At 58.7% G+C, this 19,777-nt stretch carries 20 protein-coding genes; 9 read left to right on the top strand and 11 right to left on the bottom strand.

Going from position 1 to position 19,777, the window contains the following annotated elements:
- The first annotated feature begins 14 nt into the window (after positions 1-14).
- The 7 genes from VMC84_RS03290 (at position 15) to VMC84_RS03260 (ending at position 6,815) form a co-directional block, all read left to right on the top strand.
- Positions 15-1,040: an ECF transporter S component gene (locus VMC84_RS03290; protein ID WP_325378112.1), complete on the top strand. Its 1,026-nt coding sequence runs from the start codon at positions 15-17 to the stop codon at positions 1,038-1,040.
- A gap of 9 nt (positions 1,041-1,049) precedes the next feature.
- On the top strand, positions 1,050-1,487 hold the full coding sequence (locus VMC84_RS03285) for a molybdopterin-dependent oxidoreductase (protein WP_325378110.1): 438 nt from the start codon (positions 1,050-1,052) through the stop codon (positions 1,485-1,487).
- 4 nt (positions 1,488-1,491) lie between these two features.
- The gene (locus VMC84_RS03280; protein ID WP_325378108.1) at positions 1,492-3,003 is read left to right on the top strand and encodes an energy-coupling factor transporter ATPase; all 1,512 of its coding nucleotides are present in this window, start codon (positions 1,492-1,494) and stop codon (positions 3,001-3,003) included.
- Positions 3,000-3,809, top strand: a complete 810-nt coding sequence (locus tag VMC84_RS03275; RefSeq protein ID WP_325378106.1) for an energy-coupling factor transporter transmembrane component T — start codon at positions 3,000-3,002, stop codon at positions 3,807-3,809. Before VMC84_RS03280 ends, VMC84_RS03275 begins: the two co-directional genes overlap by 4 nt.
- Before the next feature lie 90 nt (positions 3,810-3,899).
- Positions 3,900-4,835 carry a hypothetical protein gene (locus tag VMC84_RS03270; RefSeq protein ID WP_325378104.1) on the top strand — a complete coding sequence of 312 codons (936 nt, stop codon included), beginning with the start codon at positions 3,900-3,902 and terminating at the stop codon, positions 4,833-4,835.
- A 6-nt stretch (positions 4,836-4,841) separates the two neighbouring features.
- Positions 4,842-5,708, top strand: coding sequence for a hypothetical protein (locus VMC84_RS03265; protein ID WP_325378102.1), 867 nt, complete (start codon positions 4,842-4,844; stop codon positions 5,706-5,708).
- Positions 5,709-6,815, top strand: a complete 1,107-nt coding sequence (locus VMC84_RS03260; protein WP_325378100.1) for an alkaline phosphatase family protein — start codon at positions 5,709-5,711, stop codon at positions 6,813-6,815.
- On the opposite strand, the gene VMC84_RS03255 is transcribed toward VMC84_RS03260, so the two are convergent.
- Positions 6,799-7,479, bottom strand: coding sequence for a phosphotransferase (locus VMC84_RS03255; RefSeq protein WP_325378098.1), 681 nt, complete (start codon positions 7,477-7,479; stop codon positions 6,799-6,801). The genes VMC84_RS03260 and VMC84_RS03255 overlap by 17 nt on opposite strands.
- Positions 7,472-8,887, bottom strand: coding sequence for a (Fe-S)-binding protein (locus VMC84_RS03250; RefSeq protein WP_325378096.1), 1,416 nt, complete (start codon positions 8,885-8,887; stop codon positions 7,472-7,474). The genes VMC84_RS03255 and VMC84_RS03250 overlap by 8 nt, the downstream gene beginning before the upstream one ends.
- Positions 8,888-9,088: 201 nt before the next feature.
- On the opposite strand from VMC84_RS03250, the gene VMC84_RS03245 reads away from it, so the two are divergent.
- Both VMC84_RS03245 and VMC84_RS03240 read left to right on the top strand, forming a co-directional pair.
- Positions 9,089-9,970 (top strand): substrate-binding domain-containing protein, encoded by an 882-nt coding sequence (locus tag VMC84_RS03245; protein WP_325378094.1) that lies wholly within the window; start codon positions 9,089-9,091, stop codon positions 9,968-9,970.
- A 92-nt stretch (positions 9,971-10,062) separates the two neighbouring features.
- Positions 10,063-10,848, top strand: coding sequence for a TatD family hydrolase (locus VMC84_RS03240; protein WP_325378092.1), 786 nt, complete (start codon positions 10,063-10,065; stop codon positions 10,846-10,848).
- A 46-nt stretch (positions 10,849-10,894) separates the two neighbouring features.
- On the opposite strand, the gene VMC84_RS03235 is transcribed toward VMC84_RS03240, so the two are convergent.
- The 9 genes from VMC84_RS03235 to VMC84_RS03195 all read right to left on the bottom strand — a co-directional run bounded on the left by VMC84_RS03235 (position 10,895) and on the right by VMC84_RS03195 (position 19,505).
- Positions 10,895-12,406, bottom strand: coding sequence for a hypothetical protein (locus VMC84_RS03235; protein WP_325378090.1), 1,512 nt, complete (start codon positions 12,404-12,406; stop codon positions 10,895-10,897).
- A gap of 305 nt (positions 12,407-12,711) precedes the next feature.
- Positions 12,712-13,101, bottom strand: a complete 390-nt coding sequence (locus VMC84_RS03230; RefSeq protein WP_325378088.1) for a Zn-ribbon domain-containing OB-fold protein — start codon at positions 13,099-13,101, stop codon at positions 12,712-12,714.
- Between the two features lie 2 nt (positions 13,102-13,103).
- Positions 13,104-14,285 (bottom strand): thiolase domain-containing protein, encoded by a 1,182-nt coding sequence (locus VMC84_RS03225; protein WP_325378086.1) that lies wholly within the window; start codon positions 14,283-14,285, stop codon positions 13,104-13,106.
- Positions 14,286-14,296: 11 nt separating this feature from the next.
- Positions 14,297-15,340, bottom strand: coding sequence for a hydroxymethylglutaryl-CoA synthase (locus tag VMC84_RS03220; RefSeq protein WP_325378084.1), 1,044 nt, complete (start codon positions 15,338-15,340; stop codon positions 14,297-14,299).
- Positions 15,340-16,053 carry a helix-turn-helix domain-containing protein gene (locus VMC84_RS03215; RefSeq protein WP_325378081.1) on the bottom strand — a complete coding sequence of 238 codons (714 nt, stop codon included), beginning with the start codon at positions 16,051-16,053 and terminating at the stop codon, positions 15,340-15,342. The genes VMC84_RS03220 and VMC84_RS03215 overlap by 1 nt, the downstream gene beginning before the upstream one ends.
- 69 nt (positions 16,054-16,122) lie before the next feature.
- Complete coding sequence (locus VMC84_RS03210; protein ID WP_325378079.1) at positions 16,123-16,371, bottom strand: hypothetical protein; 249 nt, start codon at positions 16,369-16,371, stop codon at positions 16,123-16,125.
- A gap of 80 nt (positions 16,372-16,451) precedes the next feature.
- The gene (locus VMC84_RS03205) at positions 16,452-17,177 is read right to left on the bottom strand and encodes an amino acid ABC transporter ATP-binding protein (RefSeq protein ID WP_349256737.1); all 726 of its coding nucleotides are present in this window, start codon (positions 17,175-17,177) and stop codon (positions 16,452-16,454) included.
- An 8-nt stretch (positions 17,178-17,185) separates the two neighbouring features.
- Positions 17,186-18,442 (bottom strand): ABC transporter permease subunit, encoded by a 1,257-nt coding sequence (locus VMC84_RS03200; RefSeq protein WP_325378075.1) that lies wholly within the window; start codon positions 18,440-18,442, stop codon positions 17,186-17,188.
- 229 nt (positions 18,443-18,671) lie between these two features.
- Positions 18,672-19,505, bottom strand: coding sequence for a basic amino acid ABC transporter substrate-binding protein (locus VMC84_RS03195; protein WP_325378073.1), 834 nt, complete (start codon positions 19,503-19,505; stop codon positions 18,672-18,674).
- Positions 19,506-19,777 lie beyond the last annotated feature (272 nt).

The following is a 19,777-nucleotide window of genomic DNA, read 5'->3' as shown; positions in this document are numbered from 1 at the left end:
AATAACGGTGGAGCATGGCGCCAAAATACTATTTCACCACCAGGGACCTGCTCACGGTCGCCATCCTGGCGTCTCTGGGCGGCGTGATGTCGACGTACGTGCAGTACCTGGCTAACGTCATCAACCGCCTTGCAGGCGTGCCGTACGGCGCCGGCGAGATAGTGGCCGGCCTGCACATCTTCTGGCTCGTCCTGATGGTGGCCATCACAAAAAAACCCGGCGCCGGCGTCGGGGGAGGGCTTCTCAAGGGCTTAGTAGAATTCCTCTCCGGGAGCTCCCATGGCATCTTCGTCGTGTTCATCTCGCTCCTGGAGGGCATTTTCGTGGAGATCGGCTTCTGGCCGTTTAAGAAGTACCCGAAGCTCTCTTACTTTACCGGCGGTATCCTGGGCTCCTTCGCCTACGTGCTCGCGAGCCAGCTTCTGTTCAACGTCTACCCGAACATATTCCTGTTAGCCGCGGTCGGCCTGCTTTCCATCGTTTCAGGGGCGGTGTTCGCGGGATACTTCAGCGTGGGCATCATGGACAATCTCGAGGAAGCGGGCATCGTGCGCCGGGAGAAAAAGCCCGAGAAAAAGGGCTTCGGGTTCACGGCGACGAGGGTCGTCGCCGTCATCCTGGCGCTGCTCATCGTGTTCTCGGCGATATATTATTTTGCCCTGGTCCGGCTAAAGGGCGATCCGCTCCAGTTCACCGTGACCGGCGCAGTGGCGTCCCCGAAGGACTATTATCAGCCGTCCTACGCGTCGGAGTTCGTGACCATCAACGCGAAGCTCGACGGGGCCGTCACTCACCTGCCGGCCCAGAACTACACGGGGCTGCCCGTGCGGTACGTGCTCCGGGACGCCCGGGTAGGCGCCGGCGCGAAGACCCTGGACGTGGTCGGCTCCGACGGCTATACGCAGTCGTTCAACGTTTCCGATATCATGGACAACGACGACCTCATCATCGTCCAGGAGGACGGCCATCTGAGGCTGGTCGCCCGCGGGTATCCGGGTCAATTATGGGTCGATAAGATGAAAATGATAAAAGTGTATTGAGGCTTTACTATGAGGAGATCAGGAATCGCTATTGTATTTATCGTGATGGTCATTATGGCTATGTCGCTTGGATGCACGACTGAGAAGAAGCTGAGCTTTAACGTTAAGGGACAGGTAGATAAGCCCGGGACGTACGACCTGAACAGCTATAAGGACAGGTTCGTGACCATCACGGCGAAGCTTGACGGCAAGGTCACGCACCTGCCGGAGGCGAACTATACGGGCGTCCCGCTGAGGACAGTGCTCTCCGACGCCGGAGTGAAGAGCGGCGCTACGAACGTCACCATCAGGGCCTCCGACGGGTACGCCCAGACGTTCGACCTTGCCAACGTGACCGCTAACGATAACGTCATCCTCATCAACGACAACGACACGGTCCGCGTCATCGCCAGGGGCTTCGCGGGAGGCATGTGGGTAGAGCAGGCCACCGAGCTGGACGTATCCTGACCTTATGATCTCGATCAGGGGCCTGTCGTTCTCTTTTTTTAACTCTGACAGGAAAGCGCTGGACGGCATCAGCCTGGAGATACCTGAAGGGCAGTTCCTGGCCATCACGGGGCCATCAGGGTGCGGCAAGTCCACACTGGCCCTGGCCATGGGCGGGTACATCCCCCACGTATTCGAGGGCCGGATGGAGGGCTCTATCGAGGTGGATGGCAAGCGCACGACGGACGTGGAACTGTCCGACATCGCCCCCCTCGTGGCCATCGTGCAGCAGGACCCCGAGTCTCAGCTATGCACGCTGAACGTGCGGGACGAGGTGTCGTTCGGGCCCGAGAATCTTCTGCTGAGCGCGGATGAAGTGAACCGCAGGGTCGATGAGTCTCTGGCCCTTGTCGGGGCCTCATACCTGAAGGGCCGGGAGATCCACGAGCTTTCCGGTGGAGAGAAGCAGCGGGTGGCCATCGCTTCCTTGCTGGCCATGCATCCCCGGGCGCTGATCCTCGACGAGCCCACCTCGAACCTTGACCCGTCCAGCACAGCGACCGTCTTCTCTGCTATCGAGCGCCTTAAAGAGAATACGGGAATGACCATCATCGTTATCGAGCATAAGCTCGACAGGCTCATGGGGCTTGCGGACAGGCTGGTCGTCATGGAGGCAGGCCGGATCGTCATGGATGGAGAGCCCCGGGAGGTCGTTGGCAGATACCGGGAGCAGCTAAACTCTATCGGCGTCAGGCTGCCTGGCCTCGATTGCCCGGCCTTCGCGGCGGACGGCGGCACGACGAAAAAGACGCCAGTTGTGGAGGTTAAAGGCCTCCGCGCGTCGTACGACGGCAGGGAGGCGCTCCACGGCATCGACATGCAAGTGAATAATTCGGAGATCGTGGGCATCATCGGGCCGAACGGCTCCGGCAAGACCACCTTCCTCAACGTGCTCATGGGGCTCCACAAATTCGACTCGGGAAGCGTTTCGGTCACGGGACTGGACGTGGGAAAGTCCCGGACGTCCGATATCGCCCGGCGCTCGGGCTTCATTTTCCAGAACCCCAACCACCAGATATTCGAGAGGACCGTCTACGCCGAGGCCGCCTTCGCCTTAAGGAACTTCGGCACGGGAGAGGATGAGGCCGCCCATCTCGTCGATCCCGTCCTAGAGAAGTACGGCCTGGCCAAATACAGGGATAAGCATCCGCTGGGCATCAGTTTCGGCGAAAAGCGGCGCCTGAACTTATGCTCGGTCCTGCCGCACGACCCCACGCTCATCATCATGGACGAGCCCTTCGTCGGGCAGGACTACGCCAACGTGACACGCATGTGCCGCGAGCTGCGAAGGCTGAGGGACGGGGGCAAGGCCCTCGTGCTGGTCTCGCACGACATGGATATGGTCTACAGGTACTGCGACCGCATCGTGCTCCTCAAGGACGGCATCGTCCTGGTGGACGATAAGCCGGAAGCGGCAATGCGGCGCATAGAGGAATCAGGAATGAAGGACTATGTGCCGGAGGGCTGCAGGAAATGAGGCTCCGTTACGAGGGGGGCTCTTCTTTTATACACCGGCTGAACCCGTTGACACGCCTGCTGGTGCTCGTCGCCTACAGCGTATCCATCTTTATGTTCAGCAGCCTGACGGCCGAGCTGCTGTGTTTCCTGGCCATGCTCGCGATCGCCGCATGGCTCCGGTCCAGGACGCTGGCCTCGCTGGTCACGTCTAAATATTTCATCTCCTTCGCCCTGCTCATCGTCGCCGTCCAGGCGCTGTTCACGGGCGGAGGCGGCCTCATCGTCAGCGTACCCCTCGTGCTTTTCACCGTGAACATCACGACCATGGGAGTCTACAACGGGCTTCTCATCGCCTTCCGCTTCCTCACCATCATCCTGGGCAGCGCCATCTTCATCGTCACCACCGAGCCGAACGAGCTGGCCTACGCGCTCATGAAGGCGGGCCTGCCCTACCGCTTCGGGTTCATGATAGTCACGGCCATACGTTTCCTGCCGGTCTTCGAATCTGAGGCCGGCACCGTGAGAAATGCCCAGGCGGCCCGGGGCCTGGAGATCGACAGCGGAGGGATAAAGAGCGTGATAAAAATCGTACGGTTTACGCTCATGCCGCTGATCGTCTCGGCGCTGTCCAAGGTGGACGTGCTGGTCATCTCCATGGAGAGCCGGGCGTTCGGCTACAGCCGGGCGCGCACATTCACGCGGAGCAGGCCGTTCCGGGCGACGGATGCCGTGATTAGCGCTACGGCCGTCGCCATCGTGGCCGTTCTGGCGCTTAACCTCTGGCTCCACTTCCTGACCATGCCGGCGTCGTTCACTTTTCCATGAAAGCAACTAATATCGATTGCATCATGTTTATTATAATACAGATGCTAATTACTTTGCTTATTACACCTTAAGACAAAATGGGGTGAAACTATGAGGTATAATGCATCGATACTATTGATTCTTACGGTTGTTCTGGTAGCCGCGGCTCTGAGCGGCTGCACTACGAGCACGAACACTAATACTGCGACACCGACCACGGCGGCCCCGAGCGCGGCCGGCGGCGATAATTCGGGCCTCAAGGCGGGCCTGACGGACGTGCCGAACTATAAGCTCCAGGTAGTTGGCGGAAACACGAACGTGACGCTTGCGTATGCCGATATTAAGGCCATGGGCTTGGTCGAGAAAGACGGGGTCGTCATGATCAACTCTGTAGGCACCGAGACGACAAGCGATTACGTGGGCGTGCCCATGATGGATATTATCAACAAGGCCGGCCTGCCCGCCGGGGACTATAACTTCAAGATCTCCGCGTCCGACGGGTACATGAAGGTCTACACGAAGGCCCAGCTCGAAAAGTCCATCCTCGGCCTGAAGGAGAACGGCACGGCGCTCACCGATAACATCAACAAGAACTCCATCCGCATAGTCGTGCCCGACGAGCCGGGCGAGATGTGGATGAAGGTGCCGGTCAAGATCGAGCTCACCCAGGCCGCCGGCTCCAGCACAGAGCCGTTCGTGCTGAACATCACCGGCGTCACCGCGAACGCCATCGGGCTGAAGATGTCGAAGCTCCAGTCGTACCCGGTCAAGTCCCTGACGGTGCCCTTTAAAAACAACACGACGCTGAGCGTTTCCGGTCCGTCCCTGAATAAGATCCTGGACGACTACGCGGCGAACACCACTGCCACGAAGGTCAGGTTCATCGCGTCCGACGGCTACAATAAGACGGTCAACATGACCGACATCCGGGCCGACAACGATGCCATCATCGCCATCGACCAGCAGAACGGCACGCTACGGGACATCCTGCCCTCGCAGCAGTTCTCCACGTGGGTCAATAAGCTCGCCACCATAGAGCTATCGTGATCAGCCATGGAAAAAGCGTATAAGTTCCTGATCGCCGGCCTGGCCATCGGGCTTGTCTTGGCCGCGGCGGCGACCTTCGCGTATACGTCCAGCACGCAGCCCCAGCAGCTCGACTGCAAGCAGTGCCACGAGGGCCACGGCAGCGTGGTCGCGCCCGACGTCAACATGAATGGCACGCTGCTGCTGACCGGAGATACGCCGCAGGACGAATACGTGGTCATCGACGACATCTTCAAGCTCAGGCAGATCGAGATCACCACGCTAAAGCAGCAGGACGGCGTAGGCGTCCCATCGAAGGGGGTCTCCGTCTATGATTTCCTGCAGGCGCACGGCGTGACCGGCTTCGACCGGCTGGTCTTCTATGCGGACGACTATGAGATGACACTAAATAAGAGCGAGATGAGCAACGAGACGATATTCGTGCCCATGGAATACTCCATTCGCGTGCTCGGCCCCAACATGCCCGTGAACGTGTGGGCAAAGAACATCCGGGCCATCGTCGTGGTGGGCGGCAATTCCGGCGACTCCATACAGCTCAACGGGAAGGAGCTGACCTACGGTCAAATGATCGATGATGGCATGGACAGCCTGGTCTACAGCAGCAAGACGACCGGATACGCGGGAACGGACCGCGATTACCAGTACCAGTCGGCCTTCGTCGTGCCGGGCATCCGCCTTGATAATCTGCTGGCGAAGGAAGGATTCGCGGGCTACTCGAACGTGACCATTAAGGGCCCCGTCGTCGAAAAGACCTATACCCGGGATGAGACGGCCGGGCTGCTCGTCACCCGGGACCAGGGCAAGATCAAGATAGCGTCGAGCGATAAGGCCCGGGCAAACTGGATGGGCGTGGAAGCGATAACGGCGGAGTAAATGGACGTTAAAAAAATTCTCCCAGTCCTGCTCATTCTTTTTTTTATCGCCCTTTCGGGCTGTATTACTGCGGGCAGGGAGTGGTCGTTCGCAATCAACGGCGATTCGTCGAAGAGCGTCAATAGCTCGCTCTATGAAAAGCTGGCGAACGACGCGAAGACCTACGACGGCGTCACCGGCATACCGCTCGAAATATTCCTCGCTTACTACGGCGTATATCCGGTCACGGCCATATCGTATAATGGCACGGTATATAACTGGACAGATGCCGCCTCGGCGGCGAGCAAGGACATCCCCATGCTTGTTGAGCCCAACGGCAGCGTCTACTATGCCGGCAAAAGGGCTATGCCCACGGACATTAACGTTACGCTTGCCGATAAGCCCGGAGTGTCCACGCTGGACGTCGCGCCGTCTATCCTTTATGCCCTGGACGCCGGGGGCAGGGACGACCTGATCCACGAAAAGGCGAGCAGGGTCGTCCTGTTCTATCTGGACGCTTTCGGCTACGAGCGCTATCAGGACGCCCGGCAGAGGGGCCTGATCAGCAATATATCATCTCTGGGAGAGCCGGTAAAGGCTGTATGCGTCTACCCATCCATCACCCAGAATAACGCGAAGGCCATGGCCACCGGGCTGGCGCCGAACCTCTCCAGGGGGGATTTCCGGTCTTACCTGCCTTATAATGACACGGTCTTCGACATCCTCGAGCGCAAAGGGCTCAAGGCCGTCTGGGTCGACGGCAACAGCCCGCCCGTAGCCGTGAACGATACGGTGTTCGCCCTCGACGAGAACGGCGACGGCTCCGCTGACGACGAGGTCACCGCGGCGGCCATCGACGAATACCGGGCAGGCGCCGACTTTATGGTCGTCCACTACAAGGATACTGACCTGGAAATGCACGAATATGGCCCCTATTCGCCCGAAGGGCTGGCCTCGGTGAAAACGGCCGATGTCGAAGTCGGCGAGGTCCTGAAAAGCCTGGATAATGGCACGGTCGTGGTCATTTACGCCGACCACGGGTGCCATAACCTGACGGGCGGCGGCGGCAACCACGGCACTCTGCTGCCCGACGACATGTACATACCGCTCGTTATCGGCGAGGCGTAAAAGGCCTCGAATCTTCGATATCCCGGGCCTTTTTTAATAACAGCTCCCTCTGGCCCGGACGGAACTCTGCGGCCTGTCTCAGGGAATTAGCGACGAAGGCGTCGATATTCTTTAGCGCTATCCCGGAATCCCCCTCGTAGCGACCGATGAATCGCCGGCCGAGTGCATATTTTTCCTCCGAGAACATGGGCTCGGTATCGAGTAAATAGGCGAGCGCCTCGCCCACGTCCTCCTCGGGCCGGCCCCGGTGGGACAGCTCGAAGTCGATGCCATAGATGCGGTCGGAGACGAGGAAGTTCTTAAAGATCGCGTCCGACTTGACCAGCACTTCATCGCCCGAGCGGAAAGCCCCGTGAAAAGCGGCCAGCCAGGCGGCCACGCCAAGCGCTTTTTCGCCCATGGACGGCGTATTCAGATAATCGTTGACGGACCTGCCGGGTATGAGCTCAAGGAGGAGCGCGTTATCGCCCACGTCCACGACTTCGGGTACCGCGATCCCTGCCCTTCGAGCCGCCCGAAGCGTCCTGGCCTCGTTCTTGCAGCGGCCGTTCTCGTAAACCTTTAAGACGAGGCGCCATCCGCCCCGCTCGACCAGGTAGACCTTATTTTTCCGGCTGTGGAATTGCTCCACGACCGTGAGGCCTTCAAAGGGCACATCAACCATTTAAGCCACCCTGAGCCAGGACAACGTACAGGTCGGCGACCCTTTTTTCGCCGGCCCTCGAAAGGTTGAGGTAGCAGAACGGGCAATAGGTAACGACGGTGCTCTCGTTCTCCTCCAGGATCCTCCCGGCCCTCGCGCCGGCAAGCATCCGGTCGAAGGACATTACGCCGCCGCCGGCCCCGCAGCAGGCGCCGGTCCCGTCTTCCCTGGCACCCATGAGCATGCCGTGGGCCGTCTCGCTCTTCTCTTTGGCGTGGCACGGGTCGTGTATCGTCACGCCCTTTGCCGGCACCTTCATATCCTTGAGCAGGTCCATGGCCAGGGCGACATCGACGTCGAACCCGCCACGCCCATTATAGTATTTATTGAAGGCCGAGTAGCAGCCGGGGCATATAGTTATGATGCGCTTCACGCCCGTGTCCCGGAAGGCCTTGATATTTCTGTCCACGGCGGCATTTCCTGCGTCGATGTCGCCTAAATTATATAGCGTATATCCGCAGCAGGTCTCGCCTTCCAGGAGTTTATACTTAATGCCTTTTTTATCGAGCAATTCCCGTGCGGCCGCGAGTATCTCCGGGGCCTTGAAGCGCGCCGTACAGCCCTTGAACAGCACGGTATCCGTATCGGCGCCCTTCAGCTCCCCGCCGTCCGCCGAAATCGCGATGCCATAGGGGTTCCCGTATGCGGCAACTGAACCTTTAATCGAGGCAAGGTGGGCCGGCACGATGCCTTTTCCCACGGCCATGGCGCGCGTGCTACGGTTAAACCAGGCCATCCAGCAGCCGTTGCACAGCGTGCACCGGTACAGGCGGCGCACGTCCTCGTCGCTCAGCTTTCCCGTGGCGGCCATCTTCAAATAGCGTAAGATCGCCCGGTCTGGGGAGTAATTCGAGTCCATCTCTTTTTCGAGGACAGGGCAGCGGCATCTCATAATGATCAGGAAGGGGCAAACGATATAGCCCATGAGGGCGGCGGCCGCCAGGGCCAGCAAGATAATGGTGCTCGCCGGCACCAGCGGGTCCAGCGTGCTGTATCCCAGCAGGTCCCTGTATTCAGTCTGCGCCGGCAGCACCGTGAGCACGGCGAACGCTAAGAGCACGATGCCCGCGATCAGGCGGTACTGCGGGCCCCAGTGCTCGAACTTGATGCGGAACGTCGTGAGGAATATGAGCATGGCGGTGCCGATGAGGATGAGCGTGCTGAAGGGGGCGAAGGAGCACAGCGAGTTATAGCCCATGTAGTTCGTCCTGTAAAGAAGGTGGCTGGCCGGGTACTGCGCCTCGTGGCAGCTGTGGCACGCGGCCTGCGGGCCGAGGAGCCAGGCGTCCGGCACCATGGTCAGGAGGCCGGCGAGAACGAGCAGCAGGCAGGCGAACAGGGCCAGCTTGCGCTGCATTTCAGGAGCCATAGGAGCGATGTTTAACCCCCATCCTATTAAATATTTACCATAAGCCATGACAAATAATGCTTCGGAAAATTGAAACTGTTCACTAAAACTCAGGGATGTTTTTTCGATCCCGGCAATCGCTTTTACTTACGCTACGTTTATTTATTCTGCATAAGTAGTATATGGAAGAGGTTTATTATGTCCAATAAATTATTGAAACTCTTGATCATAACAATGGTCTTTATAGCCATTGCAGTGCCGCTGTCCGGCTGCACGAACCAGGCCGGCAACGCAACGGCGACGCCGGTGCCTACGACGGCGCCCGTACAGACGCTGAAGCTCGCGACGACCACGAGCGTGAACGACTCGGGCCTTCTCAACTACATCCTGCCCGACTTCGAGAAGGAGAATAACGTCAATGTCCAGGTCCTGTCGGCGGGCTCCGGCCAGGCCATCGCCTACGGCGCCAGCGGCGACGTGGACGTGCTCATCGTGCACAGCCCGGCGGCCGAGACGACCTTCATGAACCAGGGCCACGGCTGGAATAGGACCCAGTTCGCCCATAACTTCTTCGTGATCGTCGGCCCCACGAGCGATCCGGCGGGCATCAAGGGCCTGAACGCCACCCAGGCGTACGATAAGATCGCCCAGGCGAAGTCGACGTTCGTCGCGAGGGTCGACGCGTCGGGCACGGATACAAAGAACAGGGATATCTGGAATAAGACCAGCCTCAAGGCCGTCCCTTCGAACGTGACCAACACCTGGTATAAGGCGACCGGCTCGGGCATGGGCGATACCCTGCGCATGGCGGACCAGCTTCAGGCCTATACGCTGAGCGACATCGCCACCTACGAGTCTCTGTCGAAGAGCCTCAACCTGACCATACTGGTGGAGAACGACCCCGTCACGCTCATCAACAAGTACGACGTGATCGCGGTCAACCAGACGGAGTACCCGTCGGTCAACTACCCGATGGCGAAAAAGCTCATCGACTACCTGGCGAGCCAGCCGACGCAGCAGAAGATAGCCGAGTACGGCCAGGCCCAGTATGGAAGGCCGCTGTTCTACGCCGACCTGCTGAACAACTCGACGTCGAGCAAGTAATATCATTAAGCATGGCAGCCCGAGGGCGCTCACCTCCGCCCTCCCCTTTTATTTCGATACGATTATGCCCCGCGGCATCCTATATCCATCCAATGATTGATACGCATACTCACGTGGATACCAGGCCCTACGAGGACTTCGAGGCCATGGCGCTGGCCGGCATAACTGACGTCCTGACGCTCGCCCACGACCCCATGCGCATGAGTACCAGCGTGGTCATTAAAGACCATTTCGAGCGGCTGTTCTCCGAAAAGTCGCGTGTCGGGAGGTCCGGGCTCCGCCTCCATGTCTGCCTGGGCCTGCATCCCCGCATACGGCCGGATGACCCGGATAAATGTCTCGAGCTACTCGAATCGTACCTGGCAAAGGGTGACAGGAAAGTGCTCGCCATCGGCGAAACCGGGCTTGAGACGGGTAGCCCATTCGAGATCGGCCTGCTCGAGCGCCAGCTCGACCTCTCGGTAAAATACCGCTTACCCATCATCGTCCATACGCCCCGCTCGAATAAGCTCATGGTAACGAGGGACATACTGGATATACTCTCCACCCGCCCGCTCGATAAGAAAAAGGTCGTAGTCGACCACGCCGACCAGGAAACAACCCCTCTTATCCTGGACGGGGGCTACAACGCCGGCCTCACGGTCCAGCCCTCAAAGCTCACGCCGCAGCAGGCGGCCGATATCGTGGAGCGGCTTGACGCGGGCATGCTGGTGCTGAACACGGACGCCTCGTCGAACCCGACGGACGTTTTAGGCGTGCCCCGCACCGTACACCTTTTAAAAATGCACGGGGCCGTCGAGGATAAAATAAAGATGGTCGGCGAGCTGAACGCCCGGAAGATCTTCGGCATCGTCCCCCCGACAGAGGCAATGCGATAGCGGGGCTCATGTTATAATGCCTTTAAAAAAAGAAAAGAGGGATGGTTCAGTGCATCCCAAACAATCCCTTGAACCAGTTCACGATGCCCGTTATGAAGTCCGGCGCCGGCGGCTCAGGCTGCGGGTTGAGCTCCACTGCCTGGCCAGAATCGCCCTGGCCATTGTTCCCTCCGATCGTGTTGATGTCCTGGTTGATGGTCGAGCCGCCGGACGATAGCGAGCCGGTCTTTGCGGCCGCTGTCGTGGTTATCGGCGTGATGGTCGTGTTGCCGTTGTGCAGCGTCACCTTAGCCCGCCACGGTTCTCCCGCTGCGGCCAGCCTGCTGTCGAGGGGCGTCAGGTCCATGTAATAGACCAGGTCACCGCTCGTGTCCACGGTGCTGCCCGCGGGCGGCAGGTGGAACACAAGGCCGTCGTCGGACTTCACGTCCTGGCTCGCGCGGACCTCGAACTGGATGTTATCGCCCGGGGCCGTGCTGTAGGAGTTCATCCACCAGCAGTTCACCATGCTCGGGTTCGGGTCGGGGCTGCCGTCCGCCGCGGCCGGGTAGGCCACGACGTTCACCCAGACGACACCGCTACCCCCGGTCCTCTGGATCGTGACCAGCGCCGAGCCGCCCTTGTTCAGGCTGTACGCGTCGGCATCGAAGCTGACCGTGGCCTGCTGCGGAGGCGCGTTCAGGTCGGGGATGGTAATGGTGGCCATGAAGGGCACGCTCTCCTTCGTATTCTCGGGCGATAAGGGCTTGAGCACGATATTGAAGTATTTTCCCGCGAGACTGTTATCGGCCGGTATCTTCAGCGAGATCTTCATCTCCATGGTCTGGCCCGGCGAATCGCTGGCCCCCTTCACGTTCGACCACCCGGCAGCGGCGGGATCGATGTTGCCCCTGAGCCCATCGATCTCGTAAAATACCATGCCGTCGCCGCCCTGCCTGATGATGTCCACGGTCAAAGTGCTGTCATTATTGGCGATATACCCCATGGAATCCAGACACAGGCTCGCCGGTGACCCGACTGCACCGGGACGGGGCGAGGGTATCTGCGTGTCGGGAGGCAGCGGCGTGACCGTCGTAATGTCGCCGCCGGCCTGGCCCGTGTTACCCGGTACAATATTGCCTGGAATGATATTGGGCGGGATATATGTCTTCGGAACTAAGGCACCCGGCGGGAGCCTGAGTATCGGTCCCGGGGTGGGCGTGGGCGTGGGTAAGTTCGCGATGATCGACGGGTTGATGTAAATGGGCGGTATTATCACGATAGGCCCAGGGGTGGGCGTGGGCGTGGGCGTGGGTAATTTCACGATGATCGACGGGTTGACATAAATTGGCGGTTTTATCACGATGGGCGCCGGCGTTGGCGTCGGCGTGGGTAAGTTCGCGATGATCGACGGGTTGACATAAATGGGCGGTGGTTTATATACCAGCCCGCTGGCAGTGCTTTTTCCTATGATATCTATCTTTAGTATCGAACCGGCAGCGTTGATAAGCACAACCGTAGTGATAAGTACTATGAATGCCATTGCGGCCAGCCGTGTAATATCGTTCTGTTCACTCAATTATAACCCCTCCTATTTTGCTACCATTTCAAAGGCCCCACCGGCCAATGGATTCGCTTTACTGCGGTAGCGAACTCCTCAGGCCCGCAGTGATGCCGCTCGTTTATAGAAAAAACGAATGGCCTGCGAACGCTAAAGAAGTGACTGCTTGTACAATAATGAATTAGCGTTTCATTCGAATAAAGTTTACTATATAAAATTTTTAAAGATTAATAAAAGCCAAATATATTCTGTATATTTAGAGGACGATTTATGAGCGGCAAATCAGCGGCGACAAATAAGAAAGAAGGGCTGATGTCAGCCCTTTATGCCGGCACGAACTTCGTGCCGTAGTAGATCATGCCTTTCTCGCCGTCCTCGCCGATCTTGCGGAACACCTTCGTCACCCTCATGCCGATCTTTACCTCGGCCGGATCACAGATGACCTGCGTGGTCAGGTGAGGGCCCTCGTCCAGCTTCACGATTGCGAGCACGTATGGCTTGCCGCCGATCCAGGAATCGCCGGGCGTATATATGGTCGTATAGGTCACGACCTCGCCGGTGCCCTTGAACTGGTACTCGGTCATCTTGCCCTGACGCCTGCATTCGGGGCAGAAAAGTCGGGGCGGGAAATAATAGTTACCGCAGGTCTCGCACTTCGTGCCGATGAGGTTATAGCGGGCCGGTATCTCTCTCCAGAATCTTGGGACTCCCATGCTTATCTCCTCCTCTTCTCGTTCGAGAATATGTGGCAGACGGCCGTGCCGCCAGTTCCGCCCACGTTGTGGGTCATGGCGATCTTCGCGCCCTTGACCTGCCTCTTGCCGGCCTCGCCGCGGAGCTGCTCGACGCACTCGACGGCTTGTTTTATTCCAGTAGCGCCCACGGGGTGGCCGCAAGCTTTGAGGCCGCCTGACGTGTTGATGGGGATCTTACCGCCGATGGCCGTCTCGCCGGCCAGCGTGGCCGGGCCGCCCTGGCCCTTCTTGAAGAATCCCAGGTCCTCGATGGCTAATATTTCGGCGATGGTGAAGCAGTCGTGGACTTCGCAGAGGTCTATATCCTTCGGAGTGACTTTCGCCATCTCGTACGCCCTCTGGCCCGCGGCGACGCTGGCCCCGAAGGTGCAGAAATCCTTCCGGTTGTGCAGCGATATCGTGTCGGTCGCCTGGCCGGAGCCAAGCACGTAGACCGGGCTGTCCGTATACCTTTTCGCGTCTTCCGCCGGGGCCACGATCACTGCGGCCGCCCCGTCCGTGATGGGCGAGCAGTCGAATAAGGTGAACGGGTCCGCCACCATGGTCGAGTTAACTACGGTGTCGATGGTGATCTCGTTCCTGAACTGGGCCCTGGGATTGCCAATGGCGTTATGGTGGTTCTTCACGGCGACCTGGGCTAACTGCTCTCTGGTCGTGCCATAGCGGTGCATGTGCAGCCTGGCCACCATTGCGTACAGTGCCGGGAACGTGGCTCCCATGAAGCCTTCCCACTCCCTGTCGGCTGCGGATGCCAGCGCGTCCACGGTCACGCCCGTCTCGACGTCCGTCATCTTCTCGACGCCAGCCGCCACGACCACGTCATGGTAGCCCGACGCCACCGCTATTACGGCGTTCCTCAGAGCCAAGCCGCCAGAGGCGCACGCCGCCTCGACCCTCGTCGAGGGCACGTGGAACGTCGACGCCAGCCCGGCGAAGTCCGCTACCAGGGAGCCGATGTGCTCCTGGCTCACGAACTGGCCGCCGCTCATGTTACCCACGTACATGGCCTCGATCTCTTCGCCGTTCAGCTTTGCGTCCCCGATTGCCTTGGCGCCGGCCTCTACGACGATGTCCCTGAAGGACCTCTCCCACATCTCGCCGAACTTGGTGCATCCGACGCCTATGATCGCAACATCTCTCATTTTGTCACCTCTTAACTGTCCACCTTGATCTTGCCCTTATGCTTCGCGTATATGGCGTAGTCGATGTACTTAGCATCTTTTATATAGTCCCACGTCTTCTTCGCCAGGTCCTGTACCTGCGTGATGCGGTCGGTGACCGTTATGTCGAACGAGTCGCTGCCCGCGCCCGAGCCGAACGAGGTGACGAACACCCGGTCGCCCGGCTTTGCCACGTCTAATACGGCCGACAGGCCGACCATGCTGGCGCCCGAGTACGTGTTGCCCATCATCGGGCAGGTCAGGCCCTGCTTTATCTGCTCCCTGGTGAATCCCAGCGTCTGGGCCGCCCGGGTGGGGAACTTGCCGTTGGGCTGGTGGAATACCGCGTAATTATAATCTGAGGGCTTTGTGCCCGCCTTCTCCAGCATCATCTTCGATGCCGAGAGGACGTGCTTGAAGTAGCCCGGGTCTCCGGTGAATCGCCCTCCATGCCTCGGGTAGTCGGCGCCCTCCCGTCTCCAGAAGTCGGGCGTGTCCGTCGTGAACGAGCACGTATGGTTGATCGTGGCGATGAGATCCGTATTACCGATGACGAACGCGGCTCCGCCGGCCGCCGCCGTGTACTCGAGCGCGTCGCCGGGCGCTCCCTGCGAGACGTCCGCCCCGATGGCTAAAGCGGTTTCGGCGATGCCCGCGGAGACGACGCCCATGCAGGTCTGGATGGCGGCGGTGCCCGCCTTGCAGGCGAACTCGTAGTCCGCGGCGGTCATCTTCGGCCCCGCCCCGATGGCCGCTGCGACGATGGTCGCGGTCGGCTTCACGGCGTACGGGTGGCTCTCCGAGCCCACGTAGATGGCGCCGATCTTCTTCGGGTCCGCGCCCCTCAGCACGGCGTTCCTCGCTGCCTCGACGGCTATTGTGGCGGTGTCCTCATCCATGTCAGGCACCGACTTCTCATTAACCATCAGGCCGTTCTTATAGTCGTCCGCATCGTCGCCCCAGACCTTCGCGATCTCTTCGACCTTGATGCGGTACCGCGGTACGTACGCTCCGTATGCGCTGATCCCTAGTGTCATTATTTCAATCCCTTTAGTATGCTGATCATTGAGTCTATGTCCATCCGGCTGGCGATGAGCGGGAACGTCTCGACGCTCGCGATCTTCTTCGCCACCGGGTCGATCTTCGAGGCTTCCAGGCCGTGGAGCACCACGGCGGCGGGCTTGAGCGAAGATACGCGCAGCGCCACCATGGGCGAGCGGCCCGTGCTCACGTTACAAAAGATGAGGGCCCTCTCCGTGCTCCAGCCGTATAAGCGATAAAACTCCTCGGAGGACAGCTGTATTATAGCGTTGATGCTGTCGATGATCGTGTAGCCGTTGATGGACCGGTCCATGTTCCCCGAGATGTGCTCCGCCTCGATGGCGCCGGCGAACTTCTCCAGCGTCACGGGCGAGCGGTACTCGTGGATGTCCAGGACGACGTCCGGGTTCGCATAGGAGAGCATGCTCTCGTACGCCCGGATCTTGTGGGAGCCGGCCTTCTCGTCGATGTCCAGCAATGCCTCCACGATCTTGCTGATGATCGTCGTCCCCGGCGACTTTCTCCGGCCGCTCTCGTAGTCGCTGACGACCGAGGGCGATACCTCGATCGCGTTGGCCAGGTCGATCTGAGATACCTCAAAACTCTTTCGCCATTTTTTTATGGTCTCGCCCGGGTTCCCGGAGAGGGCTATCTCGCCCGCCATCTTCTCGGCAAGCTTTGCCCTCAGGTCGACGACGTTGCTCTGCATCAGCGCTTAGAAACGCCATCCTTGTATATAAATTTTTTAGTAGTCGTCATCGACAATTGTCGATAATTTTTAGAATAAAACCATGACACGCTTTAATGCCAGGTCGAGCAGCACCGGCGTCGCCACCGCGAGGACGCCGCCCACGACCGCCATGAGCGTGTTTGCCCCGTGTGCGATGGGGCTTGCCAGCCACCCGGGCGGATGCCAGCCCAGCAGTCCCAGTAAGAATAGTGTGCCCATCATCCACGCCATAAAATCAACAGCCAGCAATAGAAGTATCAACGAAAGGACGAGTCCCGCCTCGAGGATGCCGTTCATGCCATGCTCCACACAAATAAACCTTATAAATCCAATGTAAGGTCATCGTTTAAAACTTTTTGGTAAAAATGCAAAAAGGGCTAATTCTTGATCATGTTCAGGAACTTCTTCGTCCTCTCGTGCTGCGGGTTGGTGAAGAACTGGTCGGGCGTGTTCTGCTCGACTATGACGCCGCCGTCGATCAGGATGATCCGGTCCCCGACCTCCTTGGCGAAGTTCATCTCGTGCGTCACCACGATCATGGTCATGCCATCCATGGCCAGGTTCTTCATGACGTCCAGCACTTCTTTTACTAATTCCGGGTCCAGCGCCGAGGTGACCTCGTCGAACAACATCACATCGGGCCTCATGGCCAGCGCCCGGGCGATGGCCACGCGCTGCTGCTGGCCGCCCGAAAGCTGCGTTGGATAGCTATTAGCCTTCTCGGACAGGCCGACCTTCTTCAGCAGCTCGAGGCCGATCTTCTCCGCCTCCTGCTTCGACTTCTTCTGGACCTTCATGGGCGCTAAAGTGACGTTACCCAGGGCAGTCATGTGGGGGAAGAGGTTGAACTGCTGGAACACCATGCCGACCTTCTGGCGCATCTTGTTTAAATCCGCCTTCCTGCCGGTGATCTCCTCGCCGTCGATGAAGATGCGGCCACCGGTGGGCTCCTCCAGGCGGTTGATACACCTTAAGATCGTGCTCTTGCCCGAGCCGCTGGGGCCCAGGATGACCACAACCTCGCCCTTCTTGATATCGAGCGAGATGCCCTTGAGGACTTCCAGGTCTCCGAAGCGCTTATGCAGATCGTCGATGACTACCATGCTGTTGCTCATACGAACTCCTCCGACAGCGGCTTCACCTTTTGTTTTTTCGCCTTGCCGTTCGTCCTGGTATTGGCGATGTTGTACTTCTTCTCCATGTACTGGACCGCCTTGCCCAGCGGTATTGTTATACACAGGTAGATGATACCTGCGGCCAGGAGCGGCGTGAACGTATTATAGTACTCCACGCCCACTAGCTTGGCCTCCATGGTGACCTCTGTGACGGAGATCACTAAGCCGATGGACGAGTCCTTGATGAGAGCGATGAACTCGTTGCCGAGGGCGGGCAGCACGATCTTGATCGCCTGGGGCAGGATAATATAGCGCATCGACTGGTTCTGCGACAGGCCCAGCGACCTCGCGGCCTCGGTCTGGCCCTTGCTGACCGCCTCGATGCCCGCCTTGAAAATTTCGCCCATGTAGGCGCCGCTGTTCACCGACAGTGCGATGATGCACGAGGTGAAGGCGTCGATGTTGAACTGCTGGCCCGTCATGTCCGATATCGGGAATGGCAGGCCGAAGTTGACGAACAATAATTGTAACAGGATCGGCAAGCCTCTCACGCCCTCGACGTACACCGACGCGACCACCCGGATGATGCGGTTGGACGACGTCCGGCCGATGCCCATGAGCAGGCCGATGCAGATGCCGATACAGTAGGCCACGATGGACAGCTTGATCGTGTTGACCAGGCCGTAGATGATCTCCTTGGATAACGAGTAGATGAACAGGCTGCCGTCCAGAATGCTGTACCGGCGTGCACCGCCCTCCATGAGGATGACGTAGGTGGACCCGGGCACAACGTCAATCCGGGTCGTGTTATCCTCGAGCATGTCCTTCGATATCTTCACCGTATGCATGCCTGGCGACAGGCTGAGCGTCACGCCGCCGTCGCCGGTGCCCGTCGTGCCGACGAACTGGCCATCCACGTAGACGCTTGCGCCAGTGATCTTACTCCTCGACTCCCGGGCATCCAGGGCCACGATGGTGACAGAGTTCGCCGGCTTCTGGGCGCTCAGCTTAAACTCCAGAGATTCGGTGCCGTTGAAGATCTGGTCAATGGTCTTACTGCCATAGCCGTCTTTCGTGACGGTGATGTTATGCTGCCCCGGGGAAACGTCCGGGACTACGAACTGGCCACGGTTATCCGTCAAGCCCTGGAAGGCGCCGTCCAGGTAGACCGAGGAGTTCTCCATGCGGGACATCCAGTCGTTTTCCACGATGATCGGTATGGAATGGCTGGCCTGGGCCGACGCAGGGACCATGGATAGCAGGCCCGATGTGGAACATAAAAGCAATATGAGTATACAGATAGACGACCGTCTACGGTTCAACAGCACCACCGCACCATTTTTAGTTTTCCTACAAGTTTAATTAGTTAACCAGTTATAAGCCTTTCCATCCATATGGGCGATTGAATAATCGGCAAATGCATGACCGGTCTTTTTTTCATATATAAAAGAAAAGGCACGTGGGAAACGTGCCTCAATTGTCCTACGAGAACCACTTCTTATATATCGCGTCGTACCGGCCGTCGGCCTTGATCTTGGCCAGGGCCTGGTTCATCGCGGCCGTAAGTCCCGGGTTGTCCTTGCTGACGACGATGCCGAAGTATTCGGTACCGCTGAGTGAGGTGTTAGAGAACTGGTAGTCGCCAGGGTACTGGTCGATATACGGCTTCATGACCGGGTAGTCGCCCGCGGCGACCTGGACCTCTCCCTTCTTGAGGGCGGCCATGACGTCCGGCATCAGGGTGTACGCCTTGATGTTCTGGGGCGGGACCAGCGTCTTATTGTCGGCGGTCGTCAGGTTCGCGATCTCGAGCTGGGCGACGGTGCCCGACTGGACGCCGATGGTCATGTTGCCCAGATCGTCTAGCGTCTTGATTTTGTCATTACCGGCCTTGACGGCCAGGGCCTGTCCACGATTCTCATAGTACGGGTCCGTGAAGTCGATGGACTTCTGCCTCTCCGGCTTGATGGTGAAGGCGGATATGGACGCGTCGAACTTGTTGGTCTGGACAGCCAGGATGATAGTGTCGAACGCCTGGTTCGTGTATACGACTTTCAGGCCGAGCTCCTTGCCGATCTCGTTCATGAGGTCGATGTCAAAGCCCTCGATCTGATTCGTCGTCGTGTTCACGTTCTCGAAGGGCGCATAGCTTGCATCCGTGGCGATCGAGAGCGTGCCCGCCGTCAGCGTCGTGAAGTTCGCAGATGGAGCAGGCGTCGGCGTAACGGCCGGGGACGTGGTGCATCCGCTGACCGCGACGACGATCATGCTGATCAATAGCAATAATAAAAATGCCTTTGTTACATTCTTAGTCACTAGTCTAAGCCTCCTTTTCACCTATACTGTTATGCCATGGCATGGCAGAGCATAACTGAGCATTGGGGCGCTACATAGGTGTATATAGTGCTATAGCTAGTGACCGTATTAAACCTTTTGCAATCGCCGACTATGGCCGATTTTTTATAAAATTTTCGGTATCCGGCCCGCCGTCATTTCATATCCTCGTATGCCGTGTTATTATAATTTCCCAGGTATTATTTTGCCTTTCTATGGGGTGAGCAACAAGTTTCCCTGCTCCTGTACTTGTA

The sequence above is a fragment of the Methanocella sp. genome (assembly GCF_035506375.1).
Lineage (GTDB): Archaea > Halobacteriota > Methanocellia > Methanocellales > Methanocellaceae > Methanocella.
This window is presented reverse-complemented; position numbering and strand designations above follow the sequence as displayed.